This is a genomic window from Xanthobacter sp. YC-JY1 (assembly GCF_021730305.1).
GTDB classification, from domain to species: domain Bacteria; phylum Pseudomonadota; class Alphaproteobacteria; order Rhizobiales; family Xanthobacteraceae; genus Xanthobacter; species Xanthobacter flavus.
The window spans coordinates 1,434,360-1,455,127 of sequence record NZ_CP032674.1 but is presented as its reverse complement, the minus strand read 5'-3'; the positions used below and the strand labels follow the sequence as shown (position 1 = coordinate 1,455,127).

The following is a 20,768-nucleotide window of genomic DNA, read 5'->3' as shown; positions in this document are numbered from 1 at the left end:
GCAGGTGGGTTAACGATTGGTTAACGCCCCCGCCCCATCCTCCCGCCGAGCCGTGCCACGTCCATCGCGCGGCCGAGGCGGGATCGTCCAACGCCATGCGTTTGTTTGATATTCTGCGCGCCGCAATCATCCTCGCCGTGCTGGCCGCCGCCGTGGAAATGCTCTCGCGCGCCGAACATATGGACGGGCGTGCCGAGGCGGTGGATGGCGACACGCTGGACATTGCGGGCACGCATGTCCGCCTCGCCGGCATCGACGCGCCGGAGCTGCGCCAGACCTGTGAGAGGGATGGCCGCCTTTGGCGCTGCGGCGAGGCCGCGCGGGAGGCGCTGGACGAGGCGCTGGCTGCAGGCCCGGTGTCATGCCGGGCCGAGAAGCGCGACAAATACAGGCGGCCATTGGTTTTTTTGCACCGTCGGCGGCACCGACCTCTCCGCGCTGATGGTCCAGAAGGGACTGGCCGTCGCCTATCTGGGCAAGGCGTATCAACGCGACGAGGCGGAGGCCCGGGCGGCGCGGCGGGGCCTGTGGGCGGGCACCTTCCAGCCTCCCGCCGACTACCGGGCCGAGCATCCCCGCGCGCCCTGATCGCGGAACGGGCGGACCCTTGCGCGGTCGCCGCAGGCATGGTCTTTCGCTGGCCTCAACAATCACCGCACGGGAGGCGCGCCACCATGAAGCTCTATGACACCAACCGGGCGCCGAACCCGCGCCGGGTTCGCATCTTCCTGGCGGAAAAGGGAATTTCGGTTCCGCTCGAGCCCGTCGACCTGGGCAAGGGCGAGCACAAGAGCGCCGAATTCACCGGCCTCAACCCGCGCCAGCGCGTGCCCCTTCTGGTGCTGGACAATGGCACGGCCATCGCCGAAACCATGGCCATCTGCCGTTATTTCGAGGCCTTGCAGCCCGAGCCCAACCTGTTCGGCCATACGCCGGAGGAGCAGGGGCTGGTGGAAATGTGGCAGCGGCAGGTGGAGCTGGATCTGTTCTACCCCATCATGATGGTGCTCCGGCATCTCAACCCGGCCATGGCCCAGATGGAGGTGCCGCAGGTGCCGGAATGGGGCGAGGCGAACAAGCCCAAGGTATTGGCCGCGCTTGGCTTTTTCAACGATCAGCTGGCCGACCGGGCATTCGTGGCGGGCGCCCGCTTCTCGGTGGCGGACATCACCATGCTGGTGGCGGTGGATTTCCTGCGGGTGATCCGCACCGAGGTGCCGGAGCACCACACCCACCTCAAGCGCTGGTACGATGTGGTCTCCCAGCGGCCGAGCGCAAAGGCTTGAAATCATGAAGCTAAAGGTGGTGGGTTGCGGCGATGCGTTCGGCTCCGGCGGGCGGGGAAATTCCTGCTACCACGTGGAGACCGACGGACACGTCGCAACCCTCGACTTCGGTGCGAGTTCACTCGTTCAAATGCACCGGTTCGGTATCGATTCGAGTGGGTTTCACCAGGTATTCATCAGCCATCTGCACGGCGACCATTTCGGCGGCCTGCCCTTCCTCCTGCTCGACGGCCAGTTCGTCCATCGCCGGACGACGCCCCTGACCATCATCGGCCCGCCTGGTACCAAGGTACGGCTGGACGCGGCCATGGAGGTGCTCTTCCCGAAGATGGCCTCCAATGACTGGCGGTTCGACTTCGAGGTGAAGGAGGTGGAGCCCGGCTCGACCTCCCGACACGGCCCCCTCACCCTCACCACGGCGCAGGTGATCCACGCCTCCGGGGCGCCCTCCACCGCGCTGCGGATCACCGACGGCAAGCGCACCCTCGCCTTCTCCGGCGATACGGAGTGGACGGACGCGCTCCTGCCCATCGCCGATGGTGCCGACCTCTTCATCTGCGAGTGCTTCGCCTTCGCCGGCAGCCCCCATGGCCACATGGCCTATGAGACCATCGCGGCCAAGCGCGCGGCGCTGGGCGCGAAGCACATCCTGCTCACCCATATGGGCGACGAGATGTGGGCGCGGCGGGGCGAGGTGGACCAAACCCATTTCACCGTGGCCGAGGACGGGCTTGAGCTCAGCATCTGAGGACGGCCTCGACGCGCTCGTCGCGCGCATCCGCGCCTGCCGGGTGTGCCGGGAGGCGCCGCGCGGATCGGCCCTGCCGCACGAGCCGCGGCCGGTGCTGCGGGTGTCCGCCACCGCTTCCATCCTGGTGGCGAGCCAGGCGCCGGGGACGAAGGTGCACCTTTCGGGCCTGCCCTTCACCGATGCCTCGGGCGACCGGCTCAGGGCCTGGATGGGGGTGAACAAGGACACCTTCTACGATACTGCCCACATCGCCATCGCCCCCATGGGCTTCTGCTTTCCGGGGCAGGATGCGGCGGGGGGCGACCTGCCGCCGCGCCGGGAATGCGTCGCCACCTGGCACGACACGCTGTTCGCCGCTTTGCCGCCGTTCCGGCTGATCCTTGCGGTGGGGCGGCCGGCGCAGGCCTATCACCTCGCCCGCCTCGGCCTCGCGGCGCACCTGAAGTCGAGCCTCACCGAGACGGTGGCCAACTGGCGGGCGGTGCGCGCGGCGGGGGAAAAGCTCGCCCACCCGGTGGCGGTCTATACCCTGCCCCATCCCTCGTGGCGCAACACCGGCTGGCTGAAGAAGAACCCCTATTTCGACGCCGAGCTGCTGCCGCAGCTTCAGGCCGATATCGCCCGCGCACTCGGGCGGAGCTGACCGGGCGGGGCGCTCGCATCGGAACCGGCCGGCCCCCTCTCCCCTTGCGGGAGAGGGCTGGGGTGAGGGGTATCGCGCCATTTGCCCCAACGCTGGGATTGCGCAACCAGCCACGCCCGTCCGGTCAACCGCCCTGCCGCCCGGACGCACGCATCGATAGCGGAATGCGTGCCGGGTCCCGGCGCAAGGGGCCGCCGAAGGCGCTTCCTGATCCCACCGTTCCCGGGCATTGCCCCGCTGCGCGGGCACCTTTGCGCTGGCCCCCGGATCCGCGCTCCGGCTTTGCCGTCGCTTGTCCGGGGAACAGCCTCTGTCTTAGCGGTGCGGCCGGGGAACGCCTCAGATCCGCAGGCGCGCCCACAAGATGAAGCCGGCGCCGACCACCGCGGCGGCGCCCACCAGCGCCACGAAGAGGGCGGACTGGTCGAGCCACGCCACGGCCGGCACGCACAGGGCCATGAACACGCCGTTCAGCCCCATGCGCCACGATTGGGTGTGCACGCCCGCCACGAAGCTGCCCAGCGCCAGCAGCAGGAGCACGATGAGGCTGGTGGAATCCGCATCCGCCACTGCCTGCACGCTCGGCAGGAACACGAGGTTCATGGCGGCGAGGAAGGCGCCCCAGTGGAGAAGCTGCGTCACCACCAGCCGCACGCGCTGCTCCTTCAGCGTGGCGCGCGCCCAGCCGGCGAAGATGCCCACGGCGCAGCTCGCCAGCGCCACGAATTCCCAGAACGTGACCAGCGGCCGGCGCGTCATCGCCACATAGGCGACGCCGCCCACGGTGAGGGCGAGGATGGCGAGATAGGGCCCTTCGCGCAGCCAGAAGTCGCGGCCTGCGTTCGCGTCCATGGGTGAGCCACCCGGCGTGCGATTGTCCACCATTCCGATCTCTCCCGCCTCGCGCCGCGCGCACCCTCTGGACGTGCACCCGCTGGATCGATTCAATCTGCTCGGATCATCCCCCCGAACGCAACGGAAGTCCCATGGGTATCCCCAGCACCGACGTCGTGACCGAGATCAGCGGGCTGCGGGTGCTGCTGTGCGGGGCCGACGCGGTGCCCATTGCCAGCGAGGGCGACACGGACGATCTGCTCGGCACGGCCTTCGGCGAGGGGGCGGACCTCATTGCCATTCCAGCGGCGCGCCTCAGCCCAGATTTCTTCCGTCTGGCGAGCGGGCTTGCCGGGCGCATCACCCAGCGCTTCGTGAACTATCGCCTGCGCCTCGCCGTCATCGGCGATATCTCGGCCCATCTGGCTTTGAGCGGGCCGCTGCGCGACTTCGTGCGCGAGGCCAATGGCGGCGAAAGCCTCTGGTTCGTCGGGACAATCGAGGAACTGACCGAGCGCCTCCGGGGCGCGGCCGCGCGGGGATAGCGCTTCCCCGCGCGCCGGTGGTCTCGCCTCAGGCGGCGACGGCGCGATCCACCGGATGCAGCATGCGCGAGGAGACCGCGATGCGGTTCCACACATTGATGGTGCCGATGGCGATGGTGAGCTTGGCGATCTCCTCGGGCGAGAAGGCGGCCGTCACCGCCGCATAGGCGCTGTCAGGAATGCCGGTCTGCGACACCAGCGTCACGCTCTCGATCCATTCCAGCGCCGCCCGGTCGCGGGCGCTGTAGAGGGGCGATTCGCGCCACGCCGTGAGCATGTGGAGATGCTGGGCGGGAATGCCGTCGGCGAGCGACTCCTTCACATGCATGTCGATGCAGTAGGCGCAGCCGTTGATCTGCGACGCCCTGAGCTTGACGAGATGCAGGAGTCGCTTCTCCAGCCCCGACTTCATCACCGCCCCGTCCAGCGCCCGCACGGCGGCATAAAGGGCGGGGGCGGCCTCGGCCACGTTCATCCTGGGTTCCATGCAGCTCTCCTGTCTGCTCTCGGATGTGCGATCCCGCCAGGCTCTGGCGGAGAATCATGGACATATTATATCGATGATTATCGGAGTAGGAAAGAGGCCGGCCGGTGGTGGAGCCGAGGCAGTATCCGGAGCAGGCATGAGGCGGTTGGGAGACGGGGTGGAGGCGGCGCTGCACTGCGCGCTGGTGCTGTGCTGGCTGGAGCCGGGCAAGGTGCTGCCGGGCAAGAGCCTCGCCGAGATGCACGGCCTCTCCGAGAGCTACCTGCTCAAGCACATGCGCGCCCTCACCGAGGCCGGCCTCGTGGAAGCCCTGCCCGGCCCCCGCGGCGGCTACCGGCTGGCGCGGCGCCCCGGCGAGATCACCCTGCTCGACATCGTGGAGGCCATCGACGGCAAGGATCCCGCCTTCACCTGCAAGGAGATCCGCCGGCGCGGCCCGGGCAAGTCCAAGGACCCCTGCGCCTACAAGACGGACTGCTTCATCAAGCGCCGGATGCTGGCGGCGGAAGAGCTGTGGCGCCAGTCGCTCCGGGCGCAGACGCTTTCTGATCTCGCCCAGGATGGTGAAGAGCTGATCGACGCCGAGAGCAAGAAGACCGTCGCCGCCTTCGTGCGCGAGGCGCAGCGCTAGGCGCCGGCGACGCGACGCTGCGGAACTCCGCCGCCCCCTGCCCGTTGTGCTCGCAGCCCGACGAGCACGCAGCTCCCGGGACATCGCCTGAGACCACTCCCCGCTCCGCCCGTGCCCCACGAGGACGGACCGGCGCCGTCTTGCCGGACGGCGCTTCCGCTCGGGCTTGGAGCAACGCGAAAAAACCGGCGGAAACGCGAACCGAAAGGACCCATCACATGGCACAGGCCAAGTCTTTGCAGGATCTTTTCTCCGAGACGCTGAAAGACATCTACTACGCCGAGAAGCAGATCCTTCGGGCGCTGCCGAAGATGGCGAAATCGGCCCAGTCAGAGGAGCTGAAGGCCGCCTTCCTCACCCATCAGGAGCAGACGGAAGGTCAGATCGAGCGCCTGGAGCAGGTGTTCGACATGCTCGGCAAGGCGGCGCGCGGCAAGCATTGCCCGGCCATCGTCGGCATCGTGGACGAGGGCAAGGAGATCATGGAGGACTTCGCCGGCACCGATGCGCTGGACGCCGGCCTTCTCTCCGCCGCGCAGGCGGTGGAGCATTACGAGATCGCCCGTTACGGCACTCTGAAGACCTGGGCCGCCCAGCTCGGCCTCGCCGATGCGGTGCCCCTGCTGGAAGCGACCCTGAAGGAGGAGAAGGAAACCGACCAGCTCCTCTCCCGCCTCGCCTCCTCCGGCGTGAACAAGAAGGCCGCCTGAGGCGGCTCCCCGGCGCCCGCTCGGCGGGCGCCGATACTACGAGAGGCGGCGGCCTATTCCGCCGCTTCCGCGATCAGGCGCTCGTCCCGCGCGGCGGGATGGGTGGGGAACGGCAGGCCGAGATTCTCGCGCAGGGTCGTGCCTTCATACTCGGTGCGGAACAGGCCGCGCTCCTGCAGGATCGGCACCACCTGCTCGATGAAGTCCTCCAGCCCGCCCGGCAGGTGCGGCGCCATGATGTTGAAGCCGTCCGCGCCCTCCTTGCGGAAGCGCTCTTCCAGCTGGTCGGCGATCTGCTCGGCCGTGCCCACCACCTGCCAGTGGCCGCGCGCCCCGGCGATGGAGAGATAGAGCTGGCGGATGGTGAGGTTGTCGCGCCGCGCGGCGTCGATCACCAATTGCTGGCGGCTCTTGGGGCCGTTGGTCACGGGCAGGTCCGGCAGCGGCCCGTCGAGATCGTAGCCGGAGAGGTCGCCGACCCCGGCCACCACCGAGAGAAGCTGAAGCCCCACCGCCGGATGGATGAGGGATTGCAGTTCCTCGAACTTCTCCCGCGCCTCCGCTTCCGTGCGGCCGATGACGGGGAAGACGCCGGGCATGATCTTCACATGGTCCGGATTACGCCCCGCATTGGCGGCGCGGGTCTTGATGTCGGCATAGAAGGCGCGCGCCTCGGCCAGCGTCCGGTGGGCGCAGAAGATGGCTTCCGCGCTCTCACCCGCCAGCGACCGGCCATCCTCGGAGGCGCCGGCCTGCACCACCACCGGATGGCCTTGCGGCGAGCGGGCGACGTTGAGCGGTCCCGCCACCTTGAAGTGCTTGCCGCGATGGTTGAGCACGTGGAGCTTGTCGGGATCGAAATAGGTGCCGGAAACCTTGTCGCGCTGGAAGGCGTCGTCCTCCCAGCTGTTCCACAGCCCCTTCACCACCTCGACGAACTCGCGCGCCCGGTCATAGCGGTCCGCGTGGGGGATGTGCTCATCGAGATTGAAGTTGCGCGCCTCTTCCTCGCCCGAGGAGGTGACGAGGTTCCACCCCGCGCGCCCGCCGCTGAGCTGGTCGAGGGAGGCGAACTTGCGGGCGATGTGGAAGGGCTCGTTGAAGGAGGTGGAGGCGGTGCCGATGAGGCCGATATGGTGCGTCACCACCGAAAGGGCGGAGAGCAGGGTCAGCGGCTCGAAGCCCACATTGCGCGAGGTGCGGTGCACCGAATCAAGGTTCGTGTCGCGCACGCCGAGGGAGTCGGAGAGGAAGATGGCGTCGAGCTTCGCCGCCTCGGCGAGGCGCGCGAGGCGCAGGTAGTGATCGACGCGGACGTTGGCGTTCGCGGTGGCGCGGGGATGCCGCCAGCCCGCGATGTGGTGGCCGTCCGTCATCAGGAAGGCACCGAGCTTGATCTGTCGCGCTTTGGTCATCTGTCGCCTCCAGGGGGCGAAATCTCTGGCGGGTCGCGCGCCGCGAGGGGCAGGATCGGCGGGCGGAACGGGTGGATGGCTTCGGCCGGAAGAGCCGGTCGGAGGAAGCATCCACCACCAATATGATAATTTCAATCTATTTTATATGAATTGAACAAAGCGCGCCGGCTCCCGGGCGCGCAGCCCCGGAGAACCGTCTGGAAATTCGCAGGAAATCACCCTCCCCGCCCATCCGTGGACGGCCGGGGACTGGCATGTTCTCGACCCGCGCGCCGAGGCGGCACCCCCTGCTCAGCCCTCAGCGCAGGCCGAAACCCAGCGCCGTCAGCGCATCGCGGATGCGGTCGCGGCCGGCGAGGGATTCCGCGCCGCGCACACGCGGCAAAGCGGCGGCGATCCAGCCGATCTCGGGGATGTTCTGGCCCTTCTGGAAGTCCTTCAGCGCCGCCTCGTAATGGTCCAAAGCGTCCTGCGGCAGGCTCGCATCATAGCGCTCGCGGTGAAGCACGAGGCGCTGGGAGATGCGCGGCTTCACGTCCGCCGGGCGGGCGGGGTCGGGATAGCCGATGGCGAGGCCGAATACGCCCACCACATTGGGCGGCAGGCCGAGCAGCTCGGCGAGTTCCACCGGCCGGTTGCGCAGCGCGCCGAGATAGACGCCGCCGAGGCCAAGGGATTCCAGCGCCACCAGCGCATTCTGCGCCGCCAGAGCGGCGTCGATGAAGCCGACGAACAGCGTCTCCAGAAAGCCCAGCGCATCGGTGGGGTGGGCGTTGCGGCGGCCGATCTCCTCCAGCCGCGCGAGGTCGGCGAGCCACACCAGCACCAGCGGCGCCTCGATGACATGCTTCTGCCCGCCAGCGATCTCGGCGAGGCGCGCCTTGGTGGCCGGGTTCTCCACCGCCACCACGCTGAAGGTCTGGAGGTTGGAGGAAGACGGGGCGGATTGCGCCGCCGCCACCAGCGTTTCCAGCAGCCCCTCCGGCAAGGGCTCCTGCGTGAAGGCGCGCACGCTGCGATGGCTCAGCAGGCCGGCAATGGTGTCGTTGAGGAGGATGCCGGGCGGCGCCTCGGCCGCGCCGTAGCGGGTCTCCAGCAAGGCGCGGGCGGCGGCGGCTTCATCGGGCGCGAGGGTGGCGCCGGAGGTGGCGGCAGTGTCGGACATCGGGGCAAGCTCCGTAGGACGGCGCAGCGAACGGCGCTCATATGCGATCAGGCGGTCTCGATCAGGCTGTGGCGCGCGGCTTCTCGACGGCGACGGCCCCCGCAGTCCGGCGGAAGCCGGCGGCGGGGTGGGTGTCGGGCAGGAGGGGACCGCGGCGGAACAGCTTCTCGCGCAGCGTACCCTCATCGTAGGACGTCTTGTAGACGCCGCGATCCTGCAGCTCCGGCACCACGAGATCTACGAACGAGGCCAGCGTCTCGTGGGAGACGAGGCGGTTGAGGTTGAAGCCGTCCACGTCCGTGTCGCGCACCCAGGAGATGATCTCGTCCGCCACCTCGCCGGGCGCGCCGACGATGAAGGGCGCGCGGGCGCCGGTGGCGGAAAGGGTGGCGAGGTCCTTCACCTTCAGCGGCTCGGCGCTGCGCAAGGTGAGGTTTTCCAGCGTGGACTGGATGGCGTTGCTCTTCACGTAGGAGATGGCCTCCTCCGGATCGAGGGTGGAGAGGTCCACGCCGGTCCAGCCGGAGAGCAGCGCCAGTTGCCCGGCGGTGTGGACATATTGGGCATACTCAGCCAGCCGGTCGAAGGCCTCGGCGCGGGTGGGGGCGACGATCACCGTCGCGCCGGGGAACATGCGGATGTCGTAGGGGTCGCGCCCGAAGCTCGCCGCCGCCGTGCGCACCGCGCGCACCGCCTCGGCGAGGATGGGGCGGGTCTGGCCATTGAGGAAGATGGCCTCGGAATGCTTCGCCGCGAACAGCCGCCCCCGGCCCGAAGTGCCGGCCTGGTAGAGCACCGGCGTGCGCTGGGGCGAGGGCTCGGCGAGCTGGATGCCATCCACCTGGTAATAGGGACCGTTGTGGCGGATGCGGTGGACCTTGGCGGGATCGGTGAAGACGCGGGCGGCGCGGTCGCGGCGCACGGCACCCTCCTCCCAGCTGCCCTCCCACAATTTGTAGACGGCGGCGAGGAAGTCCTCCGCCGCCTCGTAGCGGGCGTCATGGTCGCGATTGGCGGTGTCGCCCATGCCGCGCGCGCCGCTGTCCAGATAGCCAGTGACGATGTTCCAGCCCACCCGGCCCTTGGTGAGATGGTCCAGCGTCGCGAAGCGGCGGGCGAACTGGTAGGGGTGCTCGTAGGTGAGATTGGCGGTGACGCCGAAGCCGATGTGCTTGGTGGCGTGCGCCATGCTCGGCACCACCAGAGCGGGGTCGATGTCCGGCGTTTGCGCGGCCGAGATCAGCGCCGCGTCCGGGCTGTTGCCATAGACGTCATAGACCCCGAACACGTCGGCGATGAACACGCCGTCGAACAGGCCGCGTTCGGCGGTCACCGCGAGGTCGATCCAATAATCGAGGCTGTTATAGTCGATGGCGCGGTCGCGCGGATGCGCCCACAGGCCCGCCCAGGTGTGGCCGGGCGAGGCCATGTTGAAGGCGTTGAAGCGGATGTCGCGGTTGAGCGGTTTGGAGGTCATGGCGGCGTCCGCCCTCAGCTGTAGAGCGGGGTCGGCGTGATGACGCCGTTGAGGGCGTAATTGCCCACCTCGCGGGATTTGTAGACCACCGGATCGTGCAGGGTGTGGGTGCGGATGTTGCGCCAGAAGCGGTCGTAGCCGTAATGGCCGGCCGTGGCGCGGGCGCCCATCAGCTCGAAGATGCGGGAAGTGACCTCCAGCGCCGTGCGGCTGGAATGCACCTTGGCCGCATAGATCGCTGCGGCGGCGACATTGCGCTCTTCGGGAGTGATGGCATTGCCCAGCGCGGTCGCCGCCTCGAAGCGTAGGCCGGCCACATCCGCCAGCGCGGTGGAGGCGCGCAGCTCCACGTCGAGATTGCCGTAATGCTCGAGGATGTAGGGGTCGAGGCTCGCTTTCTCCACGCCGGAGGCCTGCCACGGGCGGGAGACCTCGCGGATGTAGCGGTTCGCCTCGGCCAGCGCGCCCTCGGCGATGCCGATGTAGAAATTGACGATGAGCAGCTGGTGGAACGGCACCACGAGGCTGGTGCGCGGCGGCGGCGGGGCGGCGGGATCGCCGAGGATCTCGTCGCGGCCCACCTTCACGTCGGCGAAGGTGATGGTGCCGCTCTCCGACAGGCGCTGGCCGAAGGCGTCCCAGTCATTGCCGTGGGTCACGCCCTCCCGGTCGCCGGGCACGACGAGCACGGCGAAGCCGTCGCCGAGCTGCGCGCGCAGCGTGATGCGATCAGCCAGCGCGGCATTGGAGGCGAAGGTCTTGCGGCCGGTGAGGCGGTAGCCATCCTCCACCGGCGCGAGGCGCGATTCCGGATCGCGCGGGTTGGAGGCGCCGCCCCAGAACCAGCGCCCGGCCACCGAGGCCCGCGCCAGCGCCGCCGCCCGCTCCGGGCTCGCCCGCCACAGCGCATTGGTGAGGTGGAGATAGTGATAGGCGAGCAACTGGGCGATGGAGGCATCCGCCCGGCCGATCACCCGCACGGCGCGGAGCGCGTCGGTGAACGATCCACCGCCCCCGCCGTGCTCGGGGGAAAAGAGCAGTTCGAGCAATCCCGCCTCGCGCAGTAGCGCGAGCTCGCGCTTGGGCGAGGCGCCGATGCGGTCGCGCTCGGCGGCATCCGGCGCCAGGGCATCGGCGACGCCCTGCGCGAGGGCGATCCAGTCGGGCCGCACGGGCGTGGCCGGGGCGAGGGACAAATGGGACGGACGGGCGGCAGGCGGGTTCATGGTCAACGCTCCTCGATGGGGTCCGGCAGGCGCGCTCACCAGGTGGGGATGAGGCTGCCGTTGAACTTGGCGAGGGTGAAGTCCTTCACCGGCTGGGAGCGGTAGACCGCGATGAACTTGGCGATGCGCGGATCGTCCTTGCGATCCTCGCGGACGGCGAAGACGAGGGTGAAATAGGGCTTGGCCTCCTCCAGCGTCGTCTCGGCCAGAAGCGCGCTCTTCAGTTGCAGGCCGGCGAGGTAGGCATAGTTGGAGGAGACAAAGGCGGCGGCCACGTCGTCCAGCGAGCGCGGCAGCTGGGCGGCGTCGATCTCGACGATCTTGAGGTTCTTCGGGTTGTCGACCACGTCGAGCACGCTGGCATAAAGGCCCGAGCCCGGCTTCAGCTTGATGAGCCCCGCCTTCTGGAACAGTAGCAGCGCGCGACCGCCATTGGTCGGGTCGTTGGGAATGGCGATCTTGGAGCCGGCCGGGATGTCGGCGAAGCTCGTATACTTCTTGGAATAGAGGCCGGCCGGCACGAGGATGGATTCATCCAGCGCGACGATGGTGTAGCCGCGCGTCTTCACCTGGTTGGCGAGATACGGCCGGTTCTGGAAATTGTTGAGGTCGATGTCGCCGGCCTGCAGCGCCGCATTGGGCTGGTTCCAGTCGGTGAACTCGATGATCTCCGCCTTCACCCCCTGCTCGGCCGAGAGCTTCGCCGCCTCGCGCAGGATGTCGCCGTAAGGACCTGCCGAAACGCCGATCTTCAGCGGCTTGTCGGCGGCCGGGGCCTGCGCGTTCGCGCCGGTGCCGGCCGCGAACAGCGCGATGCCGGAGAAGACGAGGGCCGCGAGGGGGGAGCGGAAGCGGGAGGTCATGGATCAATCCTGGTTCAGGGTCGGGCGGCCGGACGCACGACCTCAGCCGCACCGGGCGGGGCCGGTGAGGGAGGGGGCTTCGGAGCCGGCGGTGGTGGGGGCGGCACCCGCGGGAGCGTGGATGCCGACCTTTATTTGATAAATTTGATGGAATTAATTTACATAGCCGGAAGGCCGTGTCTACGCTTTTTCTCGCCTGCGATCTGAAGGGCCGCACCGCGCCCAAAAGAGGCGGACAGACGGGCATCCGGAGGGGTTGACAAACTCGTTCGTTAGTTTGTCTATAAATTTAATATAAATAGGTGACTCATGACATCTCCCCTCCGCATCGGCGTCTGGGCGCCGGTTCACGGCCCGCGGGCCGCCTGGCAGGATCCGGCCGAGCCGTTCGACGCCTCCTGGCCGCACAACCGCGACACGGTGCTGGAGGCGGAGGCGCTCGGCTACGACGCGACGCTGGTGGCCCAGCACACGGTCAATCCGCACCTCGGGGACAAGGACCAGATCGAGGCCTGGACCGCCTCGGCGGCGCTGGCGGCGCTCACCAGCCGCATCGAGATCCTCGCCGCCATCAAGCCCTATCTCTACCACCCGGTGGTGCTGGCGAAGATGGCGCTGCAGATCGAGAACATCTCGGGCGGCCGCTTCGGCTTCAACCTCGTCAATGCCTGGAACCGGGCCGAGTTCGAGAAGGCCGGCATCCCCTTCGGCGAGCATGACGCGCGCTATGCCTATGGCCGGGAGTGGATCAGCCTTGTCGAGCCGCTGCTGCGCGGCGAGAGCGTCACCCATAAGGGCGCGCATTTCGACGTGACCGACTATCGCCTCACGCCGAAGAGCCCGGTGCGCGCCCGCCCGCGCATCTATCTCGGCGGCGAATCCGAGCCCGCCCGGGCGCTGGCGGCCGACCATGCCGACGTCTATTTCATCAACGGCCAGCCCCTGGCGGACGTGAAGGCGATCATCGCCGATCTGGCCCGCCGCCCCCGCGCCGGCGCGCCGCTCGCTTATGGCCTTGCCGCCTTCGTCATCGCCCGCGAGACCGAGCGCGAGGCGGAAGAGGAATATCGCCGCCTCCTCGCCCTCGCCGCCAAGGATGCGCCGGCCAAGCAGGAGCAGGCGGCGCGTACCGATCCCAACGTGGTGATGATCCGCTCCTTCGCGAAATCGCCGCGCGTCGGCACCAATGGCGGCACCGCCGCCGGGCTGGTGGGCAGCTACGATCAGGTGGCCGAGCGCATCCACGCCTTCCATGCCGCGGGCATCGAGCTGTTCATGCTCCAGTTCCAGCCGCTCAGGGCCGAGCTTCGGCGCTTCGCCGCGGAGGTCTTCCCCCGCCTCGGCCGCCCCGCTTCGGCCGCCGCCGGCCGGACCATCGCCGCGGCCAGCTGAGCCCAATCCTCAAGACGAGCCCGCGGAGCCCCACGTGAGCAACGCCGACCACACAGCAACCTTCCCCCTGCCCGCCGTCGCCCGGCCGGTCGCCAAAACCGCTGCCGCTCCGGCCGCAGCGCTCCGGCGGGCCGGCCTCGGCCCGCGCCAGCTTCTTCTCCTCTCCTGGGCCGCGCCGGTGCTGCTGGTCGTGGTGTGTGAGGTGCTGGCGCAGGTGGGCTATGTGGCGCCCCATGTGCTGCCGGCGCCGAGCAAGGTGGTGCGCACCGCCTACAAGCTCGCGACCTCCGGCACTCTTCTCGCCGATCTCGGCACCAGCCTCGTGCGGGCGGCGGTGGGGTTCCTGGTGGGGGGCAGCATCGCCTTTGCGCTCGGCATCCTCGTCGGCTTCTCGCGCCTCGCCGAGGCGCTGGTGGACCGCAGCGTGCAGATGGTGCGCGCCATACCCTTCCTCGCTCTGCTGCCTTTGGTGATCGTGTGGTTCGGCGTGGGCGAGGGGCAGAAGATCTTCCTCGTGGCGCTGGGCGTCGCCTTCCCCATCTACATCAACACCACCCTCGGCATCCGGCAGGTGGACCCCAAGCTTATCGAGCTCGGCAGGGTGCAGGGCCTCTCCACCCGCCAGATGATCTCGCGCATCATCCTGCCGGGCGCCCTGCCCTCCATCCTCACCGGCGTGCGCTATTCGCTGGCCACCGCGTGGCTGGCGCTGGTGGTGGCGGAGACCATCGGCGCGCAGGCGGGCATCGGCTTCCTCGCCATGGACGCGCGCGAGTTCCTGCGCACCGACGTGGTGGTGCTCACCATCGTCATCTACGCGCTCATCGGCGTGGTCGCGGATTCGCTGGCGCGGCTGCTGGAACGGCGCCTGCTGGCCTGGCACCCCAATTTCGGCGGAGCGGCCCGATGACCGCGCCCGCCCTCGCCGAGGCAAAACCCGCCGCCCGCGTCACCGACCTCACCCGCGCCTATGGCGACCGGGTGGTCATCGACCGGCTCGATCTCACCATCCAGCGCGGCGAGTTCGTCGCCCTGCTCGGCGAAAGCGGCTGCGGCAAGACCACCCTGCTGCGCGCGCTGGCGGGCCTCGATCCCATCGACGGCGGCCGCATCGAGGCGCCGAGGCGGCCGGCCGTGGTGTTTCAGGAACACCGCCTGCTGCCGTGGGACAGCCTGTGGCGCAATGTCAGCCTCGGCCTGCCCGAACGCGGCGCGCGCGAGCGTGCGGCGGCGGCGCTGGAGGAGGTGGGCCTCGGCGGTCGGCTGGACGACTGGCCGCGCAACCTCTCCGGCGGGCAGGCGCAGCGCGTGGCGCTCGCCCGCGCGCTGGTGCAGGAGCCGGAACTCCTGCTCCTCGACGAGCCCTTCGCAGCACTCGACGCCCTCACCCGCATCCGCATGCATGTGCTGGTGAAGGCGCTCGTGGCCCGCCACCGGCCCGGCGTGCTCCTCGTCACCCACGACGTGGAGGAGGCCATCGCTCTGGCCGACCGCATCCTCGTCATGCGCGCCGGCGTCATCGCCGCCGAGCATCGCCCGCCGGCGCCCGGACAGCCCGCCGCCGATCGCGCCACCCTCCTCGCCGAGCTTGGGGTCGAGAACGACCTTTCGGCCGCCTGAACCAACCGAGAGCCCCATCGAGAGCCCCATGTCCCGCGAATTCACGCCCTCCCGCCGCCAGATCCTCGCCGCCAGCCTCGGTGCCGCCGCAGCCGGCCTCACCCCCTTCGCCGCCCAAGCGCAGAAGGATACCCGCAACACCGACACGGTGCGCCTGACCTGGGGCTATAGCGGGCTCACGCTCATCGCCAAGGAGCGCGGCGTGTTCGAGAAGACCTTGGGCGAGAAGGGCATCAAGGTGGAATGGCTCGGCCCCTTCCCCAACCACGCCCCGACCCTGCAGGCGGTGACCGGCGGCAGCGCGGACTACGGCTTCGGCGGCTCCACCACGCCTGCCTTCGCCGCCATCCTCGCCGGCTCGCCGCTCGTCTTCTCCCAGTTCATTCTCTACGAGCCGCGCACCACCGCCATCATCGCGCGGGAAGGGTCCGGCATCGAGAAGGTGGAGGACCTCGTCGGCAAGTCCGTCGCGGTGAACCGCTCCGGCCTCGGCGAATTCCTCGCCGTCGCTGCGCTGGAGAAGCACGGCATCGACCGCTCCAAGGTGAAGTTCGTCTATCTCAACCCGCCCGACGCCGCCCCGGCGCTCGCCTCCGGCAAGGTGGACGCCTGGAGCATGTGGAGCCCGGGCGTGGACATCGCGCGGCTCGAATACAAGGCGCATGACGTCTTCATCGAGGGCCGCGACCTCGATTTCTTCATCGACTACAATTCCTACGTGACCAGCCGGAAGTTCGCGCAGGACAATTCGCAAATCGTCAAGGCGGTGGCCGAGGCCTACGAGGCCGAGACGAAGTGGAACAACGCCAACATCGTGGAAGCCGAGACCATCGTGCAGACCCGCGCCGGCTACAGCCCGGTGATCCGCGACCAGTTCATCGCGCGCAACCGCACCTATACGGCGATCCCGGTCTCCGACCAGAAATTCGTCGCCAATCTCCAGAAGGCCGCGGACTGGCTTTCGGCGCGCAAGATCCTGCCCGAGCCCATCACCGTCTCGGACCACCTCGCCAAAATCTGACCCCCCTGCCCCGCCCGCGCCGCCCCGCGCGCCCCGCATGCGTCACGCACCAGGATATGCCATGAACAAGCCCGTCATCCCCCTTCCCCCTGTCGCACCCTCCAAGCGCCGCTCGGCCGATCCCGCCGACTGGCGCGACCTGTTCGCGGAGATCGGCGCCGGGTCCAGCGTGCGCGAGCGCGACCGGGTGCTGCCGTTCGAGGCGGTGGGGCTCCTGAAGCAGGCCGGCTTCGGCGCGCTGCGGCTCGCCGAGAAGGATGGCGGGGCGGGCGCGACCTTCCGCCAAACCTACAAGCTCGCGCTGGACCTCGCCGCCGCCGACGCCAATGTGGCGCACATCTTCCGGAACCACTTCACGGTGGCCGAGCAGTACGCCCGCCTGCCCTATGATGAGAAGAGCAAGGGCTGGCAGGCGGAGGTGGCGGCGGGCGCCATCTTCGGCCTCGCCTCCACCGAATCCGGCGACAAGCCGGCGGGCGGGTTCGCGCCCGACACGCGGCTCGATCCCGATGGCGACGGCTTCCGCCTGAACGGTGTGAAGTATTACAGCACGGGCACGCTGTTCGCCGAAACCATGCTGATCCGCGCGGCGACGGCGGACGGGCGGGTGGCGGCGGTCATCATCCCCACACGGCGCGAGGGCATCGAGATCGTCGACGACTGGGACGGCGCCGGTCAGCGTCTCACCGCCTCGGGCACCACGCGCTACCATAATGTGCGGGTGGAGGCGGACGAGGCGGTGTTCGACAGCCCCGGCCGTGGCTACGGCCTCGCTTATTCCAACACGCAGGCGCAGCTTTTCCTCACCACCGTGGTGGCTGGCATCACGCGCGGCGCGCTGGAGGATGCCATCGCGCTGGTGAAGCGGCGCAAGCGCAGCTTCTATTATGCGCCGGTGCCCACCCCCGCCGACGACCCCTTCCTGCATCAGGCCGTGGGCCAGCTCGCGGCCAACGCCTTTGCCGCCGAGGCGGTGATCCTCGCCGCCGCCGAAACCCTCGACCGCGCCAGCGATGCCCGTGATCGCGGCGAGGACGCGCAGGCGCTCGCCGCCGAAGCCGCGAAGGCGGCGGCGCAGGCCAAGCTGGTGGTGGACGATCTCGCGCTGAGGTCCGGCTCGCTGCTGTTCGAGACCGGCGGCGCCTCGGCCACCGAGCGGGCCGTCAACCTCGACCGCCACTGGCGTAACGCCCGCACCATCGCCTCGCACAATCCCGCGAGCTACAAGGCGAAGGCCATCGGCGAACTGCTGGTGAAGGGCACGCCGCTGCCGGCCAAAGGCTTCTTCTGATCCGGCGTCTTGCGCCGCACGCTGATGGCCCCGCCGCACCGGCGGGGCCATTGCTTTTTTAGGGGGTCACGCCGCCGGGAAGGCGCCCTCGAACACGGTCTCGGCCAGCGGGCGGCGGCCGCTCGGGGTCTCGCCCTTGTGGAAGCTCTCCGGCAGCAGGGACTTGTCGCCGCGACGGCCCAGCGCGACGGCGATCTCCACTTCGTAATCGTCAGGCACCTTCAGCTCCGTGCGGGCCTTCTCCACATCGAAGCCGCCCATGCCGTGGGCATGCCAGCCGAGCTTCGTCGCCTGCAAGGCGAGGTTCGCCCAGGCGGCGCCGGCATCGAAGGAATGGCTGCGCGCCGGCACCGGCTCGCTCGTTCCCGGCCGCACGAAGCTGCGAGCCGAAACGACGAAGACGAGCACGGCCGCATTCTGCGCCCACTGCTGGTTGAACGGCACGAGCAGGCTCAGGAAGGTGTCGAAGGCGGGCGTGCCGCGGCGGGCATAGAGGAAGCGCCAGGGCTGGGAATTGAAGCTGGAGGGCGCCCAGCGCGCCGCCTCGAAGATGGAGTTGAGCTCGGCCTGCGGAATCTCCTCCCCGGTGAAGGCGCGGGGCGACCAGCGCTCCAGAAACAGCGGCTCGACGGGATGCTCGCTCTGGCGGGGGGCAACGGCAACGGTCATGGGGCAATCCTCAGGTGGATGGAACGGGTCTCAGAGCCTCAGGCCGGCCTGCTTCAGCAACGGCAGGATATCCGTGGCGAAATGGTCGAGGTCGGCCGCGAAGTCATAGAAGTTGAGCTGCACGCCGTCGATGCCGGTGCGCTTCAGTGCCGCGAGCTGGTCCACCACGTCTTCCGGCGAGCCGATGATCTCGATATTGCCGCCGAGATTGAGCCCCTGCTTGTGCGTCGCATCGCGCCGGCCGAGCCAGGCCACCGCATCGCTGTCATAGCCGCGATGGCCGAAGGAGGTGTGGGTCGGCGCCGGCACCCCGGCGGCGATGGCGCGGGCATAATCGTGCGCCTCGGCCGAGGTGGGGCGGCTGACGATGATGGGGTTGATGATGGCCTTCACCTCCCGCCCCTTCGCCCGCGCCCGCCCCTTGATGGCGGCGATGTGGGCCGGCAGCGTCTCCAGCGCGCTGTCGATATGCGCGCCGCCGGGCGAGGTGAGGAACACGAGGTCCGAATGTCCCGCCGCGAAGTCGATGCCGGCCTCCGAGCCCGTCGCGGTGACGAGGATGGGCCGGCCATAGAGCGGCTTCGGCGTGATGTAGCCGTTGACAATCTTCCACGGGTTCAGCCGGCCTTCGACGGAATAGTTCTCGCTGTCGCTCCACAGGCGGTGGAGCACGTCGAACAGCTCGCCCGTCATGTCGTAGCGCCGGTCATGCTCGATGCGGTTCCAGCCGAACATCTCGTGCTCAATGGCGCGGTGGCCGGTGACGATGTTGATGCCCCAGCGCCCCTTGGAGATGTGGTCGAAGGTGGCGCCGATCTTGGCGATGTGCAGCGGGTGCCACGGGCCGTAGAGCACATGCAAAGTGGAGATGAGGAGGATGTTCTTCGTGGTCGCCGCCATGGCGCCCAGCGCCACGAAGCTGTCCAGCGAGGCCTCCCCGTCATAGCCGCCCTTGGGCAGCCACTGGGTGCGCGAGAAGGCGATGTCGAAGCCTAACGCGTCGGCCTTTTCCACCAGGGCGGAATTGTAGTCGTAGGTCCAGCTGTTGCTGGTGGGATGGTCGGAGAAGTGGATGTCCTGAAGGTTCAGGAACAGCCCCAGCATCAGCGGCTGGCGGGCGGAGCGGGAGAGCGGGCTGTCGGGAAAGTCCAGCGGGCCGCGCAGGTGCGGGGCTTCGGACGGGACAGCAGACACGGGCGCGGACACGAGAGCGGACATGGCATACCTCGCGGGAGAACGGAAACAGCCCCGGCCCCTTCCCCGAGCGACCGGGAAAGGGGCCGGATCCGTGTCGCCGCCTGGGGAGCGCCGGCACGAAGGGATGGGGAATGCCTCAGGCGGTGGCGCGCGCCGCCTCGGCGAACTGGCTCTGCGGCCGCGGCAGGCCGTAATGCTCGCGCAGCGTCCGGCCGGTGTATTCCTCGCGGAAGAGCCCGCGCTTGCGCAGGATGGGCACCACCTGCGAAGCGAAAAGGTCGAAGCCGGCGGCGTACCAGGGCGGCATCACGTTGAAGCCGTCGGCCGCGCCGCTCTCGAACCAATGCTGGATCTCGTCGGCGATCTTCTCCGGCGTGCCCACCACCACGTAATGGCCGCGCGCGCCGGCGAGGCGGTCGATGAGCTGGCGCAGCGTCGGCTTTTCCCGCCGCACGATGTCCACCACCAGCTGGAAGCGGCTGGCCACGAGCTTGGCCGGGCCGGCATCCTTGAAGGCGTCCAGCTCCACCACCGCATTGAGCGGGTGGCCGGAGAAGTCCACGCCGGTGATCTGCTTCAATTGCGAGAGGGAATATTCCGGCTGGATGAGGTCGCTGAACGCCTCATGCAGCTGGCGCGCCTCGGCTTCCGTCGAGCCGATATAGGGGCTGATGCCGGGCAGGATCTTCACATGGTCCGGATTGCGCCCCAGCCCCGCCGCCTGCTTCTTGATGTCGGCATAGAAGGCCTTGGCGCTCTCCACCGTCTGGTGGGCGGTGAAGATGGCTTCCGCATAGCGCGCGGCAAACGAGCGCCCGTCGTCCGAGGAACCCGCCTGCACATAGACCGGACGGCCCTGCGGGATGCGCGGGGTGTTGAGCGCGCCCTTCACCCGATAGTGCCGGCCCACATGCTCGATGGGGTGGATCTTGCTGTCATCCGCGAACAGGCCGGAGACGGGATCGGCGACGAGGGCGTCGTCCTCCCAGCTGTCCCAGAGCTTAGTCACCACGTCCACGAACTCCGCCGCGCGGGCATAGCGCTCGGCATGGCCAGGCGTCTCGGCGAGGCCGAAATTGGCCGAGGCCTGCGGCACGGCGGTGGTGACGATGTTCCAGCCCGCGCGCCCGCCGGAGAGATGATCCAGCGAGGCATAGAGCCGGGCGAGGTTGTAGGGCTCGTAATAGGTGGTGGAGGCCGTGCCGATGAGGCCGATATGGGTGGTCGCGGCGGCGATGGCCGACAGCCAGGTGAGCGGCTCCAGGCGGAAGCGCGAGGCGTAGCGGATGTTGTCCACCTGCGCCGGCCCGTCGGCGAAGAACACCGCATCGAGCTTCGCCGCCTCGGCCGAGCGGGCGAGGTCCTGGTAGAAGGTGATGTCGAGCAGCCGCTCCGGCCGCGCGCCGGGATAGCGCCAGCCGGCCTCGTGATGCCCACCGGGATAGATGAACAGGTTGAGGACGAGCTGCCGCCGGGCCTGGGCGGCTTGGGTCGATGCAAGTGCCATGGGATCTCTCCTTTGATCGCTCAAGGCGTGAAGGGGCA

The 20,768-nt window shown here is 68.9% G+C and carries 23 protein-coding genes; 12 read left to right on the top strand and 11 right to left on the bottom strand.

Annotation, left to right across the window (positions count from 1 at the left end; genetic code table 11):
- Positions 1 to 20: 20 nt before the first annotated feature.
- A complete protein-coding gene (locus tag D7006_RS06815) occupies positions 21 to 236 on the bottom strand; it encodes a hypothetical protein (protein WP_237356035.1) in 216 nt (71 codons plus the stop codon).
- A gap of 205 nt (positions 237 to 441) precedes the next feature.
- Here D7006_RS06815 and D7006_RS06810 point away from each other — a divergent pair, with 205 nt between their 5' ends.
- The 4 genes from D7006_RS06810 (at position 442) to D7006_RS06795 (ending at position 2,680) form a co-directional block, all read left to right on the top strand.
- Positions 442 to 588, top strand: a complete 147-nt coding sequence (locus tag D7006_RS06810; RefSeq protein WP_237356034.1) for a thermonuclease family protein — start codon at positions 442 to 444, stop codon at positions 586 to 588.
- A gap of 86 nt (positions 589 to 674) precedes the next feature.
- Entirely contained in the window at positions 675 to 1,286 is a 612-nt protein-coding gene (locus D7006_RS06805; protein WP_229643475.1) for a glutathione S-transferase family protein, read from the top strand.
- A 4-nt stretch (positions 1,287 to 1,290) separates the two neighbouring features.
- On the top strand, positions 1,291 to 2,034 hold the full coding sequence (locus D7006_RS06800) for an MBL fold metallo-hydrolase (protein ID WP_237356033.1): 744 nt from the start codon (positions 1,291 to 1,293) through the stop codon (positions 2,032 to 2,034).
- A complete protein-coding gene (locus D7006_RS06795) occupies positions 2,018 to 2,680 on the top strand; it encodes a uracil-DNA glycosylase family protein (RefSeq protein WP_237356032.1) in 663 nt (220 codons plus the stop codon). The genes D7006_RS06800 and D7006_RS06795 overlap by 17 nt, the downstream gene beginning before the upstream one ends.
- A 339-nt stretch (positions 2,681 to 3,019) precedes the next feature.
- Here D7006_RS06795 and D7006_RS06790 read toward each other — a convergent pair whose 3' ends face one another.
- Entirely contained in the window at positions 3,020 to 3,532 is a 513-nt protein-coding gene (locus D7006_RS06790) for a hypothetical protein (RefSeq protein WP_237356031.1), read from the bottom strand.
- A gap of 134 nt (positions 3,533 to 3,666) precedes the next feature.
- Here D7006_RS06790 and D7006_RS06785 point away from each other — a divergent pair, with 134 nt between their 5' ends.
- Positions 3,667 to 4,059 carry a DUF4180 domain-containing protein gene (locus D7006_RS06785; RefSeq protein ID WP_237356030.1) on the top strand — a complete coding sequence of 131 codons (393 nt, stop codon included), beginning with the start codon at positions 3,667 to 3,669 and terminating at the stop codon, positions 4,057 to 4,059.
- A 28-nt stretch (positions 4,060 to 4,087) separates the two neighbouring features.
- Here the strand turns inward: D7006_RS06785 and D7006_RS06780 are convergent, their stop codons facing one another.
- Positions 4,088 to 4,546 carry a carboxymuconolactone decarboxylase family protein gene (locus D7006_RS06780; RefSeq protein ID WP_169122510.1) on the bottom strand — a complete coding sequence of 153 codons (459 nt, stop codon included), beginning with the start codon at positions 4,544 to 4,546 and terminating at the stop codon, positions 4,088 to 4,090.
- A gap of 136 nt (positions 4,547 to 4,682) precedes the next feature.
- Here D7006_RS06780 and D7006_RS06775 point away from each other — a divergent pair, with 136 nt between their 5' ends.
- Both D7006_RS06775 and D7006_RS06770 read left to right on the top strand, forming a co-directional pair.
- Positions 4,683 to 5,177, top strand: coding sequence for an Rrf2 family transcriptional regulator (locus tag D7006_RS06775; RefSeq protein ID WP_237356029.1), 495 nt, complete (start codon positions 4,683 to 4,685; stop codon positions 5,175 to 5,177).
- A 218-nt stretch (positions 5,178 to 5,395) separates the two neighbouring features.
- Positions 5,396 to 5,887 (top strand): ferritin-like domain-containing protein, encoded by a 492-nt coding sequence (locus D7006_RS06770; protein WP_169122512.1) that lies wholly within the window; start codon positions 5,396 to 5,398, stop codon positions 5,885 to 5,887.
- Between the two features lie 53 nt (positions 5,888 to 5,940).
- Here D7006_RS06770 and D7006_RS06765 read toward each other — a convergent pair whose 3' ends face one another.
- From D7006_RS06765 to D7006_RS06745, 5 genes are all read right to left on the bottom strand, one after another.
- Positions 5,941 to 7,302, bottom strand: a complete 1,362-nt coding sequence (locus tag D7006_RS06765; RefSeq protein ID WP_237356028.1) for an LLM class flavin-dependent oxidoreductase — start codon at positions 7,300 to 7,302, stop codon at positions 5,941 to 5,943.
- A 298-nt stretch (positions 7,303 to 7,600) separates the two neighbouring features.
- Positions 7,601 to 8,467, bottom strand: a complete 867-nt coding sequence (locus D7006_RS06760; RefSeq protein ID WP_237356027.1) for an NADPH-dependent oxidoreductase — start codon at positions 8,465 to 8,467, stop codon at positions 7,601 to 7,603.
- Positions 8,468 to 8,528: 61 nt separating this feature from the next.
- Positions 8,529 to 9,944 carry an LLM class flavin-dependent oxidoreductase gene (locus tag D7006_RS06755; protein WP_237356026.1) on the bottom strand — a complete coding sequence of 472 codons (1,416 nt, stop codon included), beginning with the start codon at positions 9,942 to 9,944 and terminating at the stop codon, positions 8,529 to 8,531.
- A 14-nt stretch (positions 9,945 to 9,958) separates the two neighbouring features.
- Positions 9,959 to 11,170: an acyl-CoA dehydrogenase family protein gene (locus tag D7006_RS06750; protein WP_237356025.1), complete on the bottom strand. Its 1,212-nt coding sequence runs from the start codon at positions 11,168 to 11,170 to the stop codon at positions 9,959 to 9,961.
- Positions 11,171 to 11,205: 35 nt separating this feature from the next.
- Positions 11,206 to 12,033, bottom strand: coding sequence for a MetQ/NlpA family ABC transporter substrate-binding protein (locus D7006_RS06745; protein WP_237356024.1), 828 nt, complete (start codon positions 12,031 to 12,033; stop codon positions 11,206 to 11,208).
- 309 nt (positions 12,034 to 12,342) lie between these two features.
- On the opposite strand from D7006_RS06745, the gene D7006_RS06740 reads away from it, so the two are divergent.
- The 5 genes from D7006_RS06740 to D7006_RS06720 all read left to right on the top strand — a co-directional run bounded on the left by D7006_RS06740 (position 12,343) and on the right by D7006_RS06720 (position 17,357).
- On the top strand, positions 12,343 to 13,425 hold the full coding sequence (locus tag D7006_RS06740; protein ID WP_237356023.1) for an LLM class flavin-dependent oxidoreductase: 1,083 nt from the start codon (positions 12,343 to 12,345) through the stop codon (positions 13,423 to 13,425).
- Between the two features lie 34 nt (positions 13,426 to 13,459).
- A complete protein-coding gene (locus D7006_RS06735) occupies positions 13,460 to 14,335 on the top strand; it encodes an ABC transporter permease subunit (protein ID WP_371745054.1) in 876 nt (291 codons plus the stop codon).
- Positions 14,332 to 15,045: an ABC transporter ATP-binding protein gene (locus D7006_RS06730; RefSeq protein WP_237356022.1), complete on the top strand. Its 714-nt coding sequence runs from the start codon at positions 14,332 to 14,334 to the stop codon at positions 15,043 to 15,045. The genes D7006_RS06735 and D7006_RS06730 overlap by 4 nt, the downstream gene beginning before the upstream one ends.
- 28 nt (positions 15,046 to 15,073) lie before the next feature.
- The gene (locus D7006_RS06725) at positions 15,074 to 16,066 is read left to right on the top strand and encodes an NrtA/SsuA/CpmA family ABC transporter substrate-binding protein (protein WP_229643488.1); all 993 of its coding nucleotides are present in this window, start codon (positions 15,074 to 15,076) and stop codon (positions 16,064 to 16,066) included.
- Positions 16,067 to 16,127: 61 nt separating this feature from the next.
- On the top strand, positions 16,128 to 17,357 hold the full coding sequence (locus D7006_RS06720; RefSeq protein WP_237356021.1) for an acyl-CoA dehydrogenase family protein: 1,230 nt from the start codon (positions 16,128 to 16,130) through the stop codon (positions 17,355 to 17,357).
- Positions 17,358 to 17,423: 66 nt separating this feature from the next.
- Here the strand turns inward: D7006_RS06720 and D7006_RS06715 are convergent, their stop codons facing one another.
- The 3 genes from D7006_RS06715 to D7006_RS06705 form a co-directional block, all read right to left on the bottom strand.
- On the bottom strand, positions 17,424 to 18,026 hold the full coding sequence (locus D7006_RS06715; RefSeq protein ID WP_237356020.1) for a nitroreductase family protein: 603 nt from the start codon (positions 18,024 to 18,026) through the stop codon (positions 17,424 to 17,426).
- Between the two features lie 30 nt (positions 18,027 to 18,056).
- Positions 18,057 to 19,244: an LLM class flavin-dependent oxidoreductase gene (locus D7006_RS06710; RefSeq protein ID WP_237356019.1), complete on the bottom strand. Its 1,188-nt coding sequence runs from the start codon at positions 19,242 to 19,244 to the stop codon at positions 18,057 to 18,059.
- A gap of 115 nt (positions 19,245 to 19,359) precedes the next feature.
- On the bottom strand, positions 19,360 to 20,730 hold the full coding sequence (locus D7006_RS06705; protein WP_237356018.1) for an LLM class flavin-dependent oxidoreductase: 1,371 nt from the start codon (positions 20,728 to 20,730) through the stop codon (positions 19,360 to 19,362).
- Between the last annotated feature and the right edge of the window lie 38 nt (positions 20,731 to 20,768).